Here is a 17,256-nt window from a genome sequence, read left to right on the forward strand (position 1 = left end):
ATGAGCGCCGATCCCTAACGTAGCCCATTGCACAGGATTCAATTTTGATGCGTCGTTCGCGCCACGCCAAGATCGTCGCAACCCTCGGTCCGGCCACAACCGAGGCTAACAAAATCCGTGATCTCTATCTTGCAGGCACAGATACCTTTCGCCTGAACTTCAGCCATGGCAGCCAAGACGACCACGCGCGCGCGTTTTCGGCGATCCGCGCGCTCGAGCAAGAGTTCGGCCGTCCCATCGGAGTGCTACAGGATCTGCAAGGCCCGAAAATCCGGATCGGCTTGCTTGAAGAGGGCAAGCTATGCCTGCATGCTGGAGAGAGCGTCCGCTTTGTCCTCGACGGAGCAAGAGGTGGAAAGCAGGCAATCCCTCTGCCGCATCCGGAAATATTTGCAGCTGCGCATCCAGGCCAAAAGCTGCTCATCGACGACGGCCGTGTGCGCCTGAGCGTCGAAAGACCGGGCGATCGCGAAATGGTCGCGCGCGTCATTGTCGGCGGCCCGATCCGCGATCATAAGGGCGTAAACCTGCCGGGGGCGTCGCTCGATATCTCGCCCCTCACCAAGAAAGATCGCGCCGATCTCGCCTTCGGCCTGGAGCTCGGTGTCGACTGGGTTGCGCTGTCATTTGTTCAGAAGCCTTCAGACCTGATCGAGGCGCGGGCCCTCATTGGTGAAGCAGCGGGCCTCGTCGCCAAAATCGAGACGCCCATGGCGCTTGATCGCATCGACGATATCATTCAGTTGTCAGACGCTCTCATGGTCGGGCGCGGTGATCTCGGGGTCGAAATCCCCCCAGAAGACGTGCCTGGCCGGCAAAAAGAACTCGTCCGCGCCTGCCGGCTGGCCGCAAAGCCCGTGATCGTCGCAACCCAAATGCTCGACTCTATGGTGGCGGCGCCGACGCCAACGCGCGCGGAAGCCTCAGATGTTGCGACCGCCATCTATGATGGCGCCGATGCCGTGATGCTGTCAGCCGAATCGGCAAGCGGCGCCTATCCCATCGAGGCCGTCGCCATGATGGATCGCATCATCAGGAGTACAGAGCAGCATCGTCTCTACCGGTCCCTGATTGAGGCCTCACGAGTTGACGAGGAGAATACGCCTCCGCATGCGGTCGCTGCCGCGGGTGCAGATCTTGCAGCCACCATCGAGGCCAAAGCCATCGTCGGCTTCACAGCCAGCGGGACGACCGCGGCCCGCATCTCGCGCAAGCGGCCGCCGGTTCCGATCCTTGCTCTGACGCAGGATGAAAACGTGGCGCGGCGCATGTGCCTGTTGTGGGGCGTACACAGTGTGGTGGCCAGCGATCCCTCTGGCTATGAGGAAATAACCCAGATCGCCGCCGTGGCGGCCCAGCGGGAAGGTTATGCGCGGTCGGGCGACCTGGCGGTGGTGGTTTTTGGCCTGCCATTCGGACATAGAGGCGCGACAAACAATCTCCGCGTGGCTGCCTGCTAAGAAGGACAAGGTCATTTGCCGTGAACCGTCGGGCGAGGCGTCTTGGTTGCGGTCGGGAGGAGGGCGAGGCGTCAAAGATGATCGCGCGCGAGATGCACCGAACTCGGCCCCAGGTCCGGCCAGGAGCTCACATTGCCTGACTTCGAGAGCGGCCTCAGCCTTGCAAATGTCCTTCCATTCTTGGAAGAGAAGCTCTCTGTCGGACTGTGGCGCAGCGACGGCAACGGCCAGATGCAATGGTCCCGTGGCCTTTATGAGCTATTTGGGCTGGATCCGCGTCGAACTACGCCAGCATACGCGGAAATCGAGAAAAGGATTCATCCCGATGACCGCAGCAGCATGCGCTGTTTCGGCGCACGGGAGCTCAATCGATCGTTGCTCGAGGGTGAATTTCGTGTCATCCGTCCGAACGGAACTTTGCGCTGGATCCACGGCCGGGCCGAACCGCTGCTCGATGAGGCCGGCAAACCAGAGTGCATTCTTGGGCTCGCGCGCGATATCACTGAACAGCGCAATCTCTTGGACGCGCTCAAAGTAGAAGCGGAGCGCTACAGGGCATTGGCTGAGATCTGTCGGGGTTTCCCATGGACAAGCAGTAGCGATGGTCGCCTCACTGCAGTTTCCAATGCGCTAGAGACTGCCGAAGATCATGGATCACGTTTCAAGGACTGGATCGGTCTCATCCATGAGGATGACCGCGAGGCAGCTCTAAGAGAGTGGGCGGTCTCGGTCGAGACAGCGCAGCCTTATAACGTCGAATGTCGCTTGCGCCGGCCGGACGGCATCTATCGCTGGCACCAGGGCGCGGCGGTGCCCCTCAAGAACAGCGAGGGTGGCGTTCGAGAATGGCTCGGCACGTGGAGCGACGCACACCATGATATACTCGCGCGGGAGCGAAGAGGGGCCTCAAAGGTCACGGGGAGGCAACTGCGTGCAGCGCGTGGAATGTTAAACTGGTCGGTAAAGGAGCTAGCGGAGCGAGCGGGCGTGTCTTCCGCGGTCATTCGGCGGCTGGAGGAGTACAATGACACTCCCCAGATGTCTGATGAGCTGATGGAAACGTTGCGGAAGACGTTTTCTGAAGCGGGAATCGAATTTACGTTCCCTGTGGTTGGCAAGCCCGGTGTCCGGCCGCGATAGCCGGTGCAGACCCAACGGCCTCTGATGACTACTCCCCAGCTCTCTTTCTCGTCTAGCTACCCCGAAACTTCGGCGAACGCTTCTCAGAGAACGCGTTCATTCCTTCCTGGTGGTCGCAGCCATGGTGAAGGCATAGCGGATTGCCTGCTGCTCGAATTCAATGCCCTATCAAGAAAGGTCTGAAATGTGGCGAGAAGGGCCGACTTGGCGAACTACGATAGAAGCTTGGCGCATCAAGGTCGGAAATGTGTTCGAGAAGGATACGCGAATGGGGGACAACTCGCCAATTCGCGGCTGGCCGATGCGATGGAGAGCTTCGTTGCCGGCGCTGTCAGTCCAGCGCGGCGCATTCTTGCAGACCGATGGCAAGCGCATTGGCAACGAAGGGTTCTTCGTCGAGTCAACGGTCCTGACGGGGACCTCGCCCGAGGCGTGTATCATGAATGAAGAGTCGTTTGGCCGCTCGCGCCAGATCATTGCATTCAAGAGCTACGACGAGGTCGCCGAGGAGGCCAATCGACGGCTTGTGCCTTCGGGGCCGACCGCTTGAAAGCGGTATGGTGTCCATCAAATACCTAGCTTGGCGCTTTCAGAAGTCCCGTTCGGAAACATCAGGGATTCCAGCTACGGTTCGTAAGGCGGGGTGGAAGCAATCGAGGGATATCTCAGTACTAAGTTCGTGATCCGGGCGAGCACCTGATGTGGTCAGAAGCCGTCTCGGACTTGAGCAAATCGAAGAAGGGGCGGTCGGTTCTCGACCACGCGGCCATGGACAATTTTTCGGTAGCTCCTCCTGATATGAATGTGCCGCTCAGGGTGTTTCATGCTTGCAAGTCTCAGTCTTATCTTGCTCTGCCAACTCGCCGGCGAAGTCATCACCCGGGGCCTCGGCCTACCGCTGCCAGGTCCCGTGCTCGGGCTCCTGCTCTTGCTGATTCTGCTGCTTGCCCGTGACAGATTTTCAAGCATCGCTCGAGGCCCACTACGAAATAGCGGCGTGGAAACAGCAAGCAAGGGGCTGCTCAAGCATCTGTCGCTCCTGTTCGTCCCAGCCGGCATTGGCGTCGTGGAAAAGCTCGATCTCCTCGCGACGCACGGGCTCGCTATAATATTGATCCTTGCTGTCTCGGTCATGGTGACTTTGCTTGCGACGGTTCTGACGTTCCGCCTTATCAGTCGGCTGTTCAGCGAGGCACCGTGAAGGACAATCCGTTCTCCCTCTGGGTCTATCTCTCGCAATCCCCGTTGCTTTGGTTGACGGTCACCTTGCTGGTCTATGCAATCGCGGATGCCGTGTCGCTTGCGCTTCGCCGTCATGCCCTTGCCAATCCCGTGCTGCACGCGGTCTGGATCATCGGCGCGTTTCTATTCGCAACTGGCACGCCGTATGCGATCTATTTCGGCGGAGCGCAGTTCGTGCATTTCCTGCTCGGCCCGGCAACCGTCGCGCTCGCGGTCCCGCTATACGAAAATCGCAAGATTGTCCTTGCCTCGATCGTGCCGATGCTGGCAGCGCTCGTTGCGGGCTCGGTCACGGCCGTCTTCTCGATTGTGCTGCTTGCGGAGGCTGCCGGCCTGCCTCGCGAGGTGATCCTGTCCCTTGCCCCGAAGTCGGTAACGGCCGCGGTCGCAATGGGCATCAGCGAAACGCTGCAGGCGGATCCGTCTCTGACGGCAGTCGCGGTCATCCTCACCGGGATCATGGGAGCGACCGTTGTCACGCGATTGATGAACCGTACCGGCATCACCGATTTTCGGGCTCGTGGCTTTGCGGCAGGAATCGCCGCGCACGGGATCGGCACCGCGCGAGCATTTCAGGTGGACGAGGTGGCTGGCGTGTTTTCTGGAATTGCTATGAGCCTAAACGCACTAATCACATCTTTCCTCGTACCGCTAGCGCTCACAGTGCTAATGAGATGAGCGTCGGGTTTTTGTATCGGCTCCGCACTAGCTCGCTATCGATCTTGATGGTTGATAGCGTCACTGGCCCGATCTTCACTGGGCCGGGGCAGTCCACCCTACGCACTCACAGAATAGGTTCCTTGAACCCAATCGCGTAGGAATGGACGCCCCGGCGCTGTGAGCGCAAGTGCGGCTGCCTCCTGAACCGGATATTTGCCACACAAGCCTGCAATTTGAATTTACTACTCGTGGGCAACGATTGGTACCATGCAGCGCCCGACGCCACGGAAGCTGTCGTTGGCTATCGCCCCCGCCCATACGGCCATAGTGCTGGACGCATTTACTCGCCGTCAGGGACGGTTTGCAGGGATTCCGACGGCGACAGTTCCAACTGAAGCTGTCCGATCTTGTCGACAAGTCCTCACGAGATGGCTGAAGGCCTGGAGGTGTCGCGCCATTGCCCGTTTGCCGCCCGGAGTGCACGCACTTCATCGGACTCGCACGAGCCGGAGAGTGACAACTACATCGTCCTCAACAAGGGATTTGATCTTCCATGGCAGAATTGGAAAGTATAAGACCGGCGGGGATATCGCAGGTATGCAGGTATGGCGCGACAATCAGGATGAGAGCGGCGCGTCAATCAAGATGAGACGAGGCGGCCGAGTCAGAAGATAATTGACGCTGGCTGCGGGCTTGGCAAGGCTTGATTGACGCTGCGCGACAATCAAGCGGCATTGCCAGCGTCAGTCACCGCCTTCTCGAGTTCATTTGGAGTGGCGTGAACCGGCGGCCGGCCTGGACCGCGCCTGCGATCGAGAGCAACTTTTCGACGGTAGCTCTCGACGTTCATCTCGAGGATCGTGGCGTGGTGCACCAGGCGATCGATCGCCGCCAGTGTCATCGCCTGATCGGGGAAGATACGCCCCCATTCGCCAAATGGCTGATTGGCCGTGATCAGCAGCGAGCGTCGCTCGTAGCGGGAGGCGATCAGCTCGAACAATACGCTGGTTTCCGCCTGGTCCTTGCTCACATATGTGATGTCGTCGAGGATCAGGAGGTCGTAGCGGTCAAGCTTGGCGATTGCGGACTCCAGCGCCAGCTCGCGCCGGGCCACCTGCAGCCGCTGCACCAGATCAGTGGTACGTGCAAAGAGAACGCGCCAACCGTCCTCGACGAGAGCCAGGCCGATCGCTGCGCCGAGATGGGTCTTGCCGCCGCCGGGTGGACCGAACAGCAGCAGATTGGCGCCGGTCTTCAACCAGACGTCACCGGCGGCGAGCGCCATCGCCTGTGCCTTTGACAGCATAGGCACGCTCTCGAACTCGAACGTGGCGAGCGTCTTGCCGGCGGGCAAACGCGCTTCCACCATGTGTCGTTCGATGCGGCGGCGGGTGCGATCGGCTGCCTCGTGCTCGGCAAGGGCCGCAAGGAAGCGGGCGGCGGGCCAGCCTTCCTTGTCCGACTGCGCGGCGAGCTTCGGCCAGATCGCCTTGACGCCGGGCAGGCGCAACTCATTGAGCAGCAGCTCGACGCGGGCGGCATCGATGGAGGTAGCTCCGCTGGTCATGCTGCTCCTCCCAGGTTCGAGTGGGCCGACACGACGCTGACGGAGGCCAGCTCATCGTAGACGTCGAGCGACGCCAGCTTGACGGCGACACTCGGGATCGAGGCCGCCTCGGGTCGGAAGCGATCGCGCAATGCCGCAAGATCGGGTAACCGTCCGGCATCGAGAGCGGTCGCGATCGCCTCGGCGAGCTCGGCTTCGCAGGCTCGCTCATGGGCCAGAGCCAGAAGCTCGACCGTCACCTTGCAGGCGCGCCGGTCGTCGCCATGCTCCCGCAAGGTCTCGAAGAGGCGCTTGTAAGCCGCGCGCGGGAAGAGCTGATCGCGATAGACGAGATTGACGAGCGCCATCGGCTTGCGCCGCAGGGCATGGATGACGTGCCGATAATCAACGACATGCCCGCCGTGGTTCTCCGACACAGGCCGCCCGCGCCGCAGCGTCCCGACCGGCGTGACGCCGAGGAAGCATTCGAGCCGGTCGTCGAAGATGCGCACACGCAGGCGATGGCCAATCAGTCTTGAAGGCACAGTGTAGAACACGCGCCGCAGGATGAAGCCGCCTGACGACGTCACCGGGATCACCTTCTCCTCGAAGTCGGTCGTGCGGCCTTTCGGCAGTGGCGCCAGTGCTTCCTTTTCGAGCGCGATCCGCTTAGCGAGGTTGGCGTTGCGCCGGCCGACAATCTCGTCGACAAAAGCCCGGTAGGCATCGAGACTGATGAAGTCGCGCGTGCCCCGCAGCAACAGCGCATCCTCCAGCGCTCGTTTGAGATGACCGTGCGCGCTCTCGATCGAGCCGTTCTCGTGTGCAATGCCCGCATTGTTGCGCGTTGGCGCCATGCCGTAGTGGCCCATCAGCGCGGCGTAGCGCTGTGTCAGATCCTCCCGCGCGTCGGCCGCCAGATTGCGGAATGCTGCCGACAGGCTGTCGCTGCGATGCTCCCGCGGAACGCCGCCGAGCGCCCACAGGGCGTTCTGCAAGCCCTCGGCCAGGGCGACGAAGCTTTCGCCGCCGAGCACGACATGGGCATGCTCAAAGCCGGAGAACGCCAGCCGGAAGTGGTAGAGCCGGTGATCGAGCGTCTCACCAGCAATGGCAATGCCGAGCGGGCTTGTATCGGTAAAGTCGGACAGACCCAGACGACCGGGCTCGTGCTCCTGGCGGAAGATCACGTCCTGTTCAGGGCCATTGAGCGCCCGCCAGGCATTGATGCGCCGCTCCAGCGTGCGTCGGATGTTGGGGTTGAGGTCGGGATGCCGACGGCGCAGCTCGTCCAGCACGCCGATCACGCGGATGCCGGGCGCAGCCTTCAGGATCGGAACGATCTCGGCGTCCCAATAGGGCACGAGCGGATCGGACCGTCGCCGGCCTCTCGGCACCTTCTTCTGCGATGGCAGGCGCAAATCGTCCTCGATCCGATACGCGCTCGCTTTCGAGAACCCCGCCTTGGCCGCCGCGGCCTCGGGAGACAATGTCAGTCGGTAGGTCATGTACAGCCTTCTGTGGTTGCCGCCCGCAATGCAAGAAGTTTCTGACCCTTTGGCGTGTGATCGAGTGCGGTCTTCTGTCAGGCCTTCCTTTACGGCATTTTCAGAAGCCGCTGGCCGGTATGGTGATCCGCGGACCAGGTCCAATTCTCATCTCCGAGCACGTCGGCTCTTTGGCTCTAGCTGGTTTCCTGATCCAGATCTGTTCGATCGTTGCGCCCATTCGGGTCGTCGCCTTCTCACACCCCCTTCGCCAACGTCAGGCTATTTCGTGCTGCATGCAGTCATGCCGTCACTGCCTGCGCTGGGTTCCGATAATCCTCCTTCCGGGTGAGCATGGCCCAAATCGTCCGAGCCATCTTGTTCGCCAAGGCGATCGCCACAAGCATGCGCGGCTTCCTCGCCAGCATCTGCGCCAGCCAGGATCCGCTAGGGATCGACTTGCGCCCGAGCCAGTTCAGCCGCGACATCGCCCCAACGATGAGCAACTGGCGAATGTCCGCCTGTCCTTCCTTCGAAACGCGTCCGAGCCTTTCCTTTCCCCCTGAGGAATGTTGCCGTGGGACCAAGCCGAGCCAAGCCGCGAAGTCTCGGCCACGTCGAAAGGCCGCCATGTCGGGCGCGAAAGCCTCGATCGCGAGTGCGGTCAGCGGGCCGACCCCCGGCATTGTCTGCAGCCGCTGCGCCGTGACCGTCCGCGTCGCCAACTTCTTGAGCTGCTCTGCCTTGGCATCGATCCGCTCCGTCTTGTAGGCGATCTGATCAATGAGACTCCGACATTCCTCGCGGACCAGTTCTGGTAGATCGCTGTTCGGATCTTCGAGGATTGCGTCAATGCGTTTAAGTTGTTCGATTCCTTGCGGGATGATATGGCCGAATTCGTAGAGAACAGAACGCAGCGCATTCACCAGATCGGTGCGCTGATGAACAAGGCGCTTCCGAGCCCGAAAGAGCACTGCCCTGGCCTGCTGTTCTTCCGATTTCGGCTCGACGAAGCGCATCTCGGGGCGCTGTGCCGCGATCACGATTGCTTCGGCATCAGCCGCGTCGTTCTTTTGGCGTTTCACAAAAGGCTTCACATATTGCGGAGCGATCAGTTTCACTTCATGGCCGAGCTTGACCATCTCCCGTGCCCAATAGTGGGCGCTGCCACAGGCTTCCATCACCACCACTGCCGATGGGTGGCCCGCCATGAACTTCCGAAACTGAAGCCGCGACAGTTTCTTTCGAAATTTCAAGTGTCCCGCCATTGACGCCCCGTGGAGCTGAAACACATTCTTGGCTAGATCCACTCCGATCACCGTATCCATCAATTTGCCGTCCTCTTCGCTTCGGGGTTCAAACACTGCGTTCTTGGCACATTACGATGCCGTCTGGGGAGGGCGGCAACCATCCCATCTCATCTGGTGGTCGGTGATGTGAAGGCCAGGCAAGGCATCGATTCCCTCTTGTCGAGACGAATCAACAGCTTGCACCAGCCGCACCCAGCCGCCAGACCGGTCCGAAAAACGCGACGCCGATGGGAACGGTCCTCCGGTCGGGCTACGCCCTCCCTTCGGTCCGTCCCCATCCGCGCAGTCTCATCCTGATTGTCGCTAAGGTCTCACCTTGATCGCCGCCGCCCATGCAGGCGAGGAACCATGATCTTATATACCTACTCACGCGAGATTGAGCCGAACGAAGATCGCTGGAAAGACACAGGAATCCAGAGTTTCTTTTTTGCAGAGCTGGAAGAGGTGCGACAGATCGTTCTCGAACTCCGCGAGGAAATCGCCTCGGATGAGGACAAGCAGCCTTCATGGAGTCCAGTTCGCATCGAGCGGATTGAACTCCTCGCTCCGACAACGCAGAACGTCCTGACCCTGCTCAACGAGGGGATCGGACCGCTGATCCGGCGCTATGAAATCGTGGAAACCATTGCTTAAGTCGAGAGCTATCCGGCCAATTCACACCCGCGCAGTTGGCAGCCTCCCTTTTTTTGCAGTCGCGTTGCAACGACTGTTCGCCAGATCGGTGAAGTAAAACTCTAGTGTCCTGAGTCACAAGTTCGCAATCGTAGATTCGCATTAGATTCGCGTCGCTGTGCCAAAGATGGCGGCAAACAGCGACGGAGTCTCCGATGGCGGTCCAGCAACTTGCCCCCCTGATATTGAGCGATGACGAGCGCGCCGAACTGACGTCGCTGACGAAGCGGCGGAAGACGGCGCAGGCGCTGGCTTTGAGAGCCCGGATCGTGCTGACCTGCGCGGAAGGTGGTCAGAACAAGGACGTGGCGGCCAAGCTAGGCCTGGAGCGGGGCACAGTAGGCAAGTGGCGACGACGTTTTGTGGAGCAGCGCGTGGCCGGGCTGCATGATGAGCCGCGCTCCGGCGCGCCTCGCACGATTGACGACGCCCGCATCGAAGCCGTGATCGTGAGAACGTTGGAGAGTTGCCCTGAGAACGCCACTCATTGGAGCTCCCGGGACATGGCGAAGGCGAGCGGCCTATCCGTATCGACGGTACAACGCATCTGACGGGCCTTCGGCCTCCAGCCGCACCGGATGGAGACGTTCAAGCTCTCGACCGATCCGAACTTCGTGGCCAAGGTGCGCGATGTCGTAGGCCTTTACGTCTCGCCGCCGGCACACGCCATCGTTCTGTGTGTAGACGAAAAGTCGCAAATCCAGGCGTTGGACCGCAGTCAGCCGATGTTGCCAATGCGTCCCGGCCAGCCGGCCCGAAGGAGCCACGATTACAAAAGACACGGCACCACATCGCTGTTCGCCGCCCTCGACATTGCGACCGGACGGGTTATCGGCAAGTGCTACGGACGGCACCGTGCCGCCGAGTTCCGCAAGTTCTTGGACGAGATCGAGGCCGCTGTGCCCCGCCAACTCGACGTCCATCTCGTCATGGATAACTATGCCACCCACAAGACTCCGCTGATCCGGAAATGGCTGGCTAAACGGCCGCGCTGGCATGTGCACCTGACCCCGACCAGTTCGTCATGGCTCAATCAGGTCGAGCGCTTCTTCGCGCTTCTTACCGATAAGAAGATCAGGCGCGGCGTCTATCGCAGCGTAGCCGCCCTCAGGGCAGACATCGCCTCATTCATCGAACGACACAACGCCGATCCGAAACCGTTCCGATGGACCAAATCCGCCGACGACATCCTTGCTTCCATCGAGCGCTTCTGTCGTTACAGCGCCCCGGAAAAACAAGACCCGATGTTGCGAACTTCTGGTTCAAGACACTAGGATAAGACCTCCTTCAACGCTTCGGCCAACCTCGTCATCGTGTGGATGTCCGGCGACCGTCTTAGCAACCAGACATCACAGGCATGAAATAGCCCCGTTAGAGGCCGGACAACGCGGAAATTCTGACACGGAACCGCAGCGCGACGCCAACAGAGCCCCCTAAATTGATTCCTCCCATGATCGAGCGCTTTGTGGCGACCGACCGCGCCTTGCGATGTCCCCAGCGAAGTGACACTCATTCCGTCCCTCGAGCGGCCGAGAGATCCGGTTAGCGCTCGCGAAGCAGGTCGAGCAACCTGCGCAGCGATGAACTACCTTTTAAATCAACAGCTTAGAAGGCGTTGGGGCGCAGAGTCGCCATTTCTGATCAGTTATGCAGAGGCTCTCGGAATTTCCTGTTCTACCAAACGCAACAATCGGGTGTTGCGTATCCCCGCAACTAACGGTTCTTGCGAAAGGCAGACACTCAAAAGCTCGGCTTCGGAATGGACGCAGGGCTTCTGTTCGCGGCGAGCCGGCGCAACCCATCACCGTTCAATTTCCGATAAATGTCGGCTGCCGACTTGTGGTGAACGCCAGGGCGCTTTCAGCGCATCTTGCGTGCTTAAGAGGAAACCGATTGAACAACTGCTCTACTCGGGGCCGTTGGTAACGCGACGTCCCTGGTGCGAACGGCAAGTTCCTTTGACTTCGCGTGATCGACGAGCGAGCTTGAGAGGCTGGCGACGCCATGGGCACGACACGCCCCTCCTGTGGATCGTCAGCCCGAGCACAATCGAGCTTTACAACGGCTTTGGCCGGCCGCTTGCACAAGGCGATGCGGAAGCTAACCGACTCCACACGTTCAAGATCATCGCTAGCGAGCTAACCGCGCTGGACGAACTCGCCGGGCGCCTCGCAATGGAGAGCGGCCAATTCTGGCTTCGAAACGATTCCATCAATCGGAAGAATACCGTCGATCAAAGGCTTCTGTCCGATCTAAGCGCTCTCGAGCGGGACCTCGTCGCTGATGACCTAGAGCGAGGCATCGCTCAAGGTCTAATCGGCCGAGTAATATTTACCCAGTATCTCGTCGACCGCGGTATCGTAGATAAGCGCAAGCTCAAAAAACATTGCGGCGAAGACACGTTGCCTGACGCCTTACGCAATACGACGTCTTCGCACGCGTTATTTGCATGGCTTCGCGCCACGTTCAACGGAGACATGTTTCCAGCCTCCATGCCAATGAGCCGCTTGCGCCATAAGCACTTTGTTCGGTTGCGGACTTTCTCGAAGCCATTGACCCGGAGACTGGGCAGCATTCGCTATTTCCATACCGCTTCGATATCATCCCCGTTGAGCTGATTAGCTCGATCTACGAGCAGTTTGCTCACTCACACAACGACAGCTCACGCGGCCCCCGACACTAGCGCACGAAAGTTAGGTGTTCACTACACTAGACTTCCCGTCGCCTCCCTCTCGGCGGTGAGTGTCGCGGTCAGTTTGGCGGGCTCCAACGCGGCAATGAACGCCCGGGTGATGGCGTCATCGACCTGAACGCCGCCGATATTGAGGCAGTAAACGCCTCGGTTCTCGACCAGCACTTTGCCAGCACAGTGATAACCTGGCGAAGAATTGCGTCCGCGATAGTGGGTGTGCAGGCGGCGGCCGCAATGGCCGCAACTGACAAGACCTTGCAGGAGGGCGTTGCCCTCTCTCACGGCGCCGCCGCCCTTGTGCGGCTGGGGTCGCGTGTTCGCGGCGAGACGTTGCTGATTTGCTTCATAGGTCTGCCAGTCGATGAACCCTGGATGATGCTCGGGGATGAGAACCTGCCATTGGGAACGCGGCAAGAATCGAATCCGCCTCTTGCGGGCACCAGTGCTAAAGAGAATCGTCTCTTGACGCGTTTTGCCATAGATATAGGCGCCGACATAGACGGGATTGGTCAAGACCTGGTGGATGGCGGTGTAGCTTGCCTCGACCCAACGGATCTGGGCACGGGCGTGCAGCTGCAGCGGGAACGTGAGCCCCTCGGAACGAAACCAGAGCCAAACGCGACGCGCCGATCCCATCTCGGCAAAGCGTGCAAAAACACTGCGAATGGCGATGACGACAGCTTCGTCAGGATGGAAGCGGACCTCGCCATCAGCCTCGCCCCAGACGAAGCCGACCGGCAGCCCGCGGCGCAGTTCACCCCGCGCCGCCTTGTTGCGGATTCGCCGTTGAGGCGAGCCCGCAGCACGTGCAGTTCGGCTTCGCTCATCGTGCCTTTGAGCCTCAACAAGAGGCGATCGTTGAAGACGGCCGAATGATAGATGCCGTCGGCATCGCCGATCAGCGTGTCGGTAAATCCGGCCAGATCAATCAGGCGGTACCATTCGGCGTTATTGCGCGCGAGCCGCGAGACTTCGAGACCGAGCACCAGGCCCACGCGCGCGAGCGCCACTTCGGCGGTGAGGCGGGCAAAGCCCGAACGCGCCACCGAGCCCAAACCGGAGAGGCCAAGATCCTCGTCGATAACGATGATGCGTTCATCGGGCCAGCCGAGGTCACGCGCTTTGCCGGCAAGCGCATATTGCCGGTCGGTTGATTCGCGGTTGTGCTCGACCTGTGCGGCGCTGGATTGGCGCAGATAGACGAAAGCCTGTCGAGAGAGATGACTTGACGTAATCTTGACGCGCTCACTCATCGCTTGCCTCCATCGCCAGGTCGTCCGGGAGCAGGCGTGCAATGAGGCGCGCCAGAATCTCGATTGCCGCCATGCGGGCGGCTTCGTCGATTTGGTCCCACGCTGCTGGCGCGCTTGGTGGAACATCGGGCTGATCGAAAAACTCCAGGTTCAATTGCATGGCGACTCTCCTTGCACGGCGCCGACTCGGCACCCCCGATGCAAAGAGCGTCGACGAGCTTGCGCAAGTGGAGCAAATCACCGAGCCTGCCGAGATCGTGGACAGCGTCATCGGTCGGCGGCGTGCCTCCAAGCGGCTCAACCTTCCAATCGGTCCAACTCGCCGGAATCAACGACCGACTGCCATCTGGCAGAACTGTGAGGAGATAGCGGACGCCGCGCCGCCTAATGGTGCCGATCACGGCCAACGCCTGACCTTCGAATGCGTGACGCTTGCGCGTGATCGTCACCGAAGCTGGGATATCATGGCGATGGGTAGTGTGTGGCCGCTTCCTTCGACTCGGTCGACCACGAGTGGCTGTTGCGGATGCTGGCGCACAGGATCGCCGATCCTCGCATTCTACGGCTCATTGGGCTGTGGCTGCGGGCCGGTGTTCTGGAGAGCAGCGAGAAGCAAGAAACGGACAGGGGTACTCCGCAAGGGGCGGGCATCAGCCCGCTCCTCGCCAACGTCTTCCTGCACTACGTCCTCGATCTCTGGGCCCACCAATGGCGCCGTCGCCATGCACGCGGTCGCACCGTGCGCTATGCCCGACGACTTCGTCATGGGCTTCGAGAGTAAGGCGGATGCGCAGGAGATGCTCTTGGCCCTCAAGGTGCGGCTGGCCAGCTTTGGCCTGATGCTTCATGAGGGCAAGACGCGGCTGATCGAGTTTGGCCGGTTTGAGGCCCTCTCGCGTCAGCGGCGCGGCGAGCGGCGGCCCGAGACCTTCGCCTTCCTCGGCTTCACCCACTACTGCGGGCGGACCCGGGACGGCCGGTTCATGGTGAAGCACAAGACGGACGGGAAACGCCTGACGCGCAAGCTGACGGCGTTGCGCCAGGACGCCTGGCGGCTCATGCACGAGTCACTGGCCACGCAGCACCAGTGGTTCGCCGCTGTTCTGCGTGGACACTACGGCTACTACGGCAGGCCGCACAATTATCCAGCGCTCAACGGCTTCTACCGCGAAGTGCGTCGGACGTGGATGCGCTGTCTGAGACGGCGTAGCCAGAAAAGTCGGCGCATGGGCTGGTCGGAGTTCGAGACCCTGACGACACACTTCCGTCTGCCCGGTCCGGGCATCACTCGCACTTGGGCGCAGGCGCGGATATGACGCGGGTTACTCTCGGGAAGAGCCGGGTGCGGGAAAGCCGCCTGCCCGGATCTGTGAGGGCGAAAGCCAAATGGCTGAGCTACTCGACCACGATCCAAACAGGCCAAGTAAGATCTCGATCTAGAGCCTGTTGTTTCTCCCGAATCGACATCGTCAGAGGGGAATTGTCTGATTTAATCCTATGCTGAGGAGGAGCGAGCTTGGATGATGCAACTCTATTCGGAAGGTCCTCGCCCTAGCGGAGGCGAGGCCTGTTCGTTACGGCGCTCATCAACCGGTTCCGAGGCATGGCGCCGAAACTGTACTCGCTGACCAGCACCGCGCAGCAGCAGGTCCCTTCCATTTATAGGCTGGTGTCAGAGTATGGACAGCTTAGGGGTCTACGAGTGGGTTGGTCAGCGGCCCGACACAATGCAAGACATGTGAACCATAGGAGAGTGCTCATCATGTACGGTCGAATCAACAATTTTTCCGAGAACGAAACTTATTATCGGCAAGATGCGGAGCATTCGAATTGCGAAAGCCAAGACTTCGCGGACGCGTTCGCTAGAATGCAGTTGCAAGATTCGGCCGGCAGCTCATCTTCGCATCCGCAATATGCCCTCCTTGCAAGGCCACCCGTGGTTGAGATCGATCAAGCGACATTCAGGAGAGAGGCGCGGAACTATCATGGGGAAGCTATCAATCGAATCGCCAACAATCCTCACGAATACTCTGAGCTTGTATCTGAAAGAGCAAGGCGCACGGTAGAGGTTGCCGAGAAGTACGCCGTCAGAAGAGATTCCGAGGACGCCCGATACTACAGCTACCAGTTAGGAAATATGAGCGTCGGCCTGCAAAGGACTGAACGCGGATTCAGCATGACTGAGTTCGAAAGCGGTAGGTGGCGAGACCAGTTCCCCGGAAGAAGTGAAGTCACCTCAGTTGTCGACTTTCAGGTGGCTCATCCGCTTGTCACGAATGCTGGCGATATTCTGCTCGAGCACCAACTTCGGCAAGACGGCGAACGACCGTTGGTGAATTGGCGTCCTGCTAATCCAGAAGCGAAAGCCCGCGCGCAAGCAATGGGGTTCGTTGAAGTGGATGAGGACGACATGGTGCTCGATCCCACCCAGTCCGGAAAGTGGGAGCTAAACAGCGATGGTGAATGGCAACGTGCAACTAGTTCTCGGCGCTATCTCTCCAAAGCGGACAGTGATACTGAAGCTGCAGCAGATTCCGACGAGGACGGTGACTTTATGTAGCGCGGATCTGCAAGCGTTCGTGTCGCGGCGGGCGGTGGAGCAACGTAAGTCGACATTGTCGGCTTACGTTGAGTCCTCGGCGGGTCGAAGCCGACCGCTTTGACCGGATGAGATCCCTGGTAACAACCGCACCGTGGTCTATGAGAGTTGCGCGGCGATGATAGCTCAACAAAAGCCCCGGCTTCGAGCCGGGGCTTTCCATTTGCATCCGGAGAGGAGGAATCATTCGCGGATTGACGCCATGGGGGCCACGCGTCATCGTGCCGGTTTCCAGCCCAGTCGCGGTGTGCGCCAATGTCCACCATCAGAACGGTCCAAAGTGATTTCCGTTTGAGGAGCGAATCTGATGGTGTGTCTTCGGCCGTTTCGATCGAAGACGCCAAATCTGGAGAGATGTCGAGCCACCTCGTGCTGAGCATACCATCAAGTTGTTCGTCGGCGGCCGGTGCGACAAGCAATGCGAATTGCTTGCGTCGTGCGTAATGTTTCTTCGGCGTTGCTGTAGAGAAAAACCAGCAAATGCTCTCTCCATCGCATACACTAGGTCGCTGGAAGACAGACATGAGTGTCAGAACCAGCACACGCAATCCCAAGCCTCGGGGATAAGAGAGCATCTGCACATTGACTCGCGACTAACCCGTTAGCCGAAAAAGGACCCCAGCGGATGCAGGCTGAGCCGTGCTCAACCTACCAAACCCTGCAGGAAATGTATCGTTAGCGAGCAACGGCGCTAGCGAGATTGCGCCCCCTGATGGGCGGCTAAAACTGCTGTAGGCTCGCGCTTCCTGTTTTGGCCTTCTCATTAAGTACGAGCGACAGCTTTAAGTTGTTGCGCAGCATCGGATTATCGAGGGTCGTTGCGAGAGCTTGCCGATATAGCGCTTGTGCTTCACGGTGACGTCCTTCACTGTCAAGCACAACTCCCTTCGCAATTCAGGGCGCGCAGGTCTGCAGGGACCGCGAGCAAGACCTTGTCGAGGACATCAAGCGCCTCATCCGGGCGCTTGCGCACCAGCAGGGCACGCGCCAGAGGAATCGCCGCATTGACCTTGCCCGGTTGTTGTTTCAACGTTTCGCGAAAAGTCTCCTCGTCAGCGTCCGCTTGGAGAGCGTAGGCAATGCGGTCGCGCATAGCAGGATCGATATCCTTGTCGCCTAGCGTTCTGGAGCGGTCTCTTGCTGCGATGAAGGACTGGGCTTAGGCGAGCTCGCGCAGCCTCCGAGTAGCAGAATG

18 protein-coding genes and 2 pseudogenes are annotated in these 17,256 nt (G+C 60.0%); 12 read left to right on the forward strand and 8 right to left on the reverse strand.

All coding sequences use genetic code 11. The features are described from left to right. Window positions 1-47: 47 nt before the first annotated feature. The 5 genes from pyk to ACWAT4_RS39975 all read left to right on the forward strand — a co-directional run bounded on the left by pyk (window position 48) and on the right by ACWAT4_RS39975 (window position 4,520). On the forward strand, window positions 48-1,460 hold the full coding sequence (pyk, locus tag ACWAT4_RS39955) for a pyruvate kinase (RefSeq protein WP_128929736.1): 1,413 nt from the start codon (window positions 48-50) through the stop codon (window positions 1,458-1,460). Between the two features lie 132 nt (window positions 1,461-1,592). After that, window positions 1,593-2,600, forward strand: a complete 1,008-nt coding sequence (locus ACWAT4_RS39960; RefSeq protein WP_128929735.1) for a PAS domain-containing protein — start codon at window positions 1,593-1,595, stop codon at window positions 2,598-2,600. Window positions 2,601-2,784: 184 nt separating this feature from the next. Continuing rightward, window positions 2,785-3,150 carry an aldehyde dehydrogenase family protein gene (locus ACWAT4_RS39965; RefSeq protein ID WP_276575823.1) on the forward strand — a complete coding sequence of 122 codons (366 nt, stop codon included), beginning with the start codon at window positions 2,785-2,787 and terminating at the stop codon, window positions 3,148-3,150. A gap of 273 nt (window positions 3,151-3,423) precedes the next feature. Further along, complete coding sequence (locus ACWAT4_RS39970; protein ID WP_128929733.1) at window positions 3,424-3,801, forward strand: CidA/LrgA family protein; 378 nt, start codon at window positions 3,424-3,426, stop codon at window positions 3,799-3,801. Further along, the gene (locus ACWAT4_RS39975) at window positions 3,798-4,520 is read left to right on the forward strand and encodes an LrgB family protein (protein ID WP_128929732.1); all 723 of its coding nucleotides are present in this window, start codon (window positions 3,798-3,800) and stop codon (window positions 4,518-4,520) included. The genes ACWAT4_RS39970 and ACWAT4_RS39975 overlap by 4 nt, the downstream gene beginning before the upstream one ends. Before the next feature lie 706 nt (window positions 4,521-5,226). On the opposite strand, the gene istB is transcribed toward ACWAT4_RS39975, so the two are convergent. The 3 genes from istB to ACWAT4_RS39990 form a co-directional block, all read right to left on the reverse strand. Continuing rightward, a complete protein-coding gene (istB, locus tag ACWAT4_RS39980; RefSeq protein WP_128955095.1) occupies window positions 5,227-6,069 on the reverse strand; it encodes an IS21-like element helper ATPase IstB in 843 nt (280 codons plus the stop codon). Next, window positions 6,066-7,556: an IS21 family transposase gene (gene istA / locus ACWAT4_RS39985; protein ID WP_128929730.1), complete on the reverse strand. Its 1,491-nt coding sequence runs from the start codon at window positions 7,554-7,556 to the stop codon at window positions 6,066-6,068. The genes istB and istA overlap by 4 nt, the downstream gene beginning before the upstream one ends. A 281-nt stretch (window positions 7,557-7,837) precedes the next feature. Continuing rightward, window positions 7,838-8,863, reverse strand: coding sequence for an IS110 family RNA-guided transposase (locus ACWAT4_RS39990; protein ID WP_164934317.1), 1,026 nt, complete (start codon window positions 8,861-8,863; stop codon window positions 7,838-7,840). Between the two features lie 330 nt (window positions 8,864-9,193). Here ACWAT4_RS39990 and ACWAT4_RS39995 point away from each other — a divergent pair, with 330 nt between their 5' ends. The 4 genes and pseudogenes from ACWAT4_RS39995 to ACWAT4_RS40010 all read left to right on the forward strand — a co-directional run bounded on the left by ACWAT4_RS39995 (window position 9,194) and on the right by ACWAT4_RS40010 (window position 12,135). Next, entirely contained in the window at window positions 9,194-9,478 is a 285-nt protein-coding gene (locus tag ACWAT4_RS39995) for a hypothetical protein (RefSeq protein WP_128929728.1), read from the forward strand. Between the two features lie 194 nt (window positions 9,479-9,672). Further along, window positions 9,673-10,791: pseudogene (locus ACWAT4_RS40000) on the forward strand (IS630 family transposase). Window positions 10,792-10,913: 122 nt separating this feature from the next. Then, a complete protein-coding gene (locus ACWAT4_RS40005) occupies window positions 10,914-11,063 on the forward strand; it encodes a DUF2274 domain-containing protein (protein ID WP_232995654.1) in 150 nt (49 codons plus the stop codon). Window positions 11,064-11,502: 439 nt separating this feature from the next. Then, the gene (locus ACWAT4_RS40010; RefSeq protein ID WP_128929727.1) at window positions 11,503-12,135 is read left to right on the forward strand and encodes a hypothetical protein; all 633 of its coding nucleotides are present in this window, start codon (window positions 11,503-11,505) and stop codon (window positions 12,133-12,135) included. Between the two features lie 86 nt (window positions 12,136-12,221). On the opposite strand, the gene ACWAT4_RS40015 is transcribed toward ACWAT4_RS40010, so the two are convergent. The 4 genes and pseudogenes from ACWAT4_RS40015 to ACWAT4_RS40030 all read right to left on the reverse strand — a co-directional run bounded on the left by ACWAT4_RS40015 (window position 12,222) and on the right by ACWAT4_RS40030 (window position 13,622). Beyond that, window positions 12,222-12,491 (reverse strand): recombinase zinc ribbon domain-containing protein, encoded by a 270-nt coding sequence (locus tag ACWAT4_RS40015; protein WP_232995653.1) that lies wholly within the window; start codon window positions 12,489-12,491, stop codon window positions 12,222-12,224. Window positions 12,492-12,587: 96 nt separating this feature from the next. Then, window positions 12,588-12,818, reverse strand: a pseudogene (locus tag ACWAT4_RS40020) (recombinase family protein); the annotation flags it as partial. Beyond that, entirely contained in the window at window positions 12,719-13,462 is a 744-nt protein-coding gene (locus tag ACWAT4_RS40025) for a recombinase family protein (protein WP_232995596.1), read from the reverse strand. The pseudogene ACWAT4_RS40020 and the gene ACWAT4_RS40025, both read right to left, overlap by 100 nt. Beyond that, entirely contained in the window at window positions 13,455-13,622 is a 168-nt protein-coding gene (locus tag ACWAT4_RS40030) for a DUF2309 domain-containing protein (RefSeq protein WP_164933827.1), read from the reverse strand. Before ACWAT4_RS40030 ends, ACWAT4_RS40025 begins: the two co-directional genes overlap by 8 nt. Before the next feature lie 366 nt (window positions 13,623-13,988). Between ACWAT4_RS40030 and ACWAT4_RS40035 the strand changes: the two genes are divergently transcribed. The 3 genes from ACWAT4_RS40035 to ACWAT4_RS40045 all read left to right on the forward strand — a co-directional run bounded on the left by ACWAT4_RS40035 (window position 13,989) and on the right by ACWAT4_RS40045 (window position 16,022). Continuing rightward, window positions 13,989-14,243: a hypothetical protein gene (locus tag ACWAT4_RS40035; RefSeq protein ID WP_232995652.1), complete on the forward strand. Its 255-nt coding sequence runs from the start codon at window positions 13,989-13,991 to the stop codon at window positions 14,241-14,243. After that, window positions 14,209-14,778, forward strand: coding sequence for an RNA-dependent RNA polymerase family protein (locus ACWAT4_RS40040; protein WP_232995595.1), 570 nt, complete (start codon window positions 14,209-14,211; stop codon window positions 14,776-14,778). The genes ACWAT4_RS40035 and ACWAT4_RS40040 overlap by 35 nt, the downstream gene beginning before the upstream one ends. Before the next feature lie 446 nt (window positions 14,779-15,224). Beyond that, entirely contained in the window at window positions 15,225-16,022 is a 798-nt protein-coding gene (locus ACWAT4_RS40045) for an effector protein NopP (RefSeq protein WP_276575808.1), read from the forward strand. Between the two features lie 910 nt (window positions 16,023-16,932). Here ACWAT4_RS40045 and ACWAT4_RS40050 read toward each other — a convergent pair. Beyond that, entirely contained in the window at window positions 16,933-17,154 is a 222-nt protein-coding gene (locus ACWAT4_RS40050) for a tetratricopeptide repeat protein (protein WP_232995594.1), read from the reverse strand. Between the last annotated feature and the right edge of the window lie 102 nt (window positions 17,155-17,256).

This window comes from Bradyrhizobium sp. T-1 (assembly GCF_053592855.1).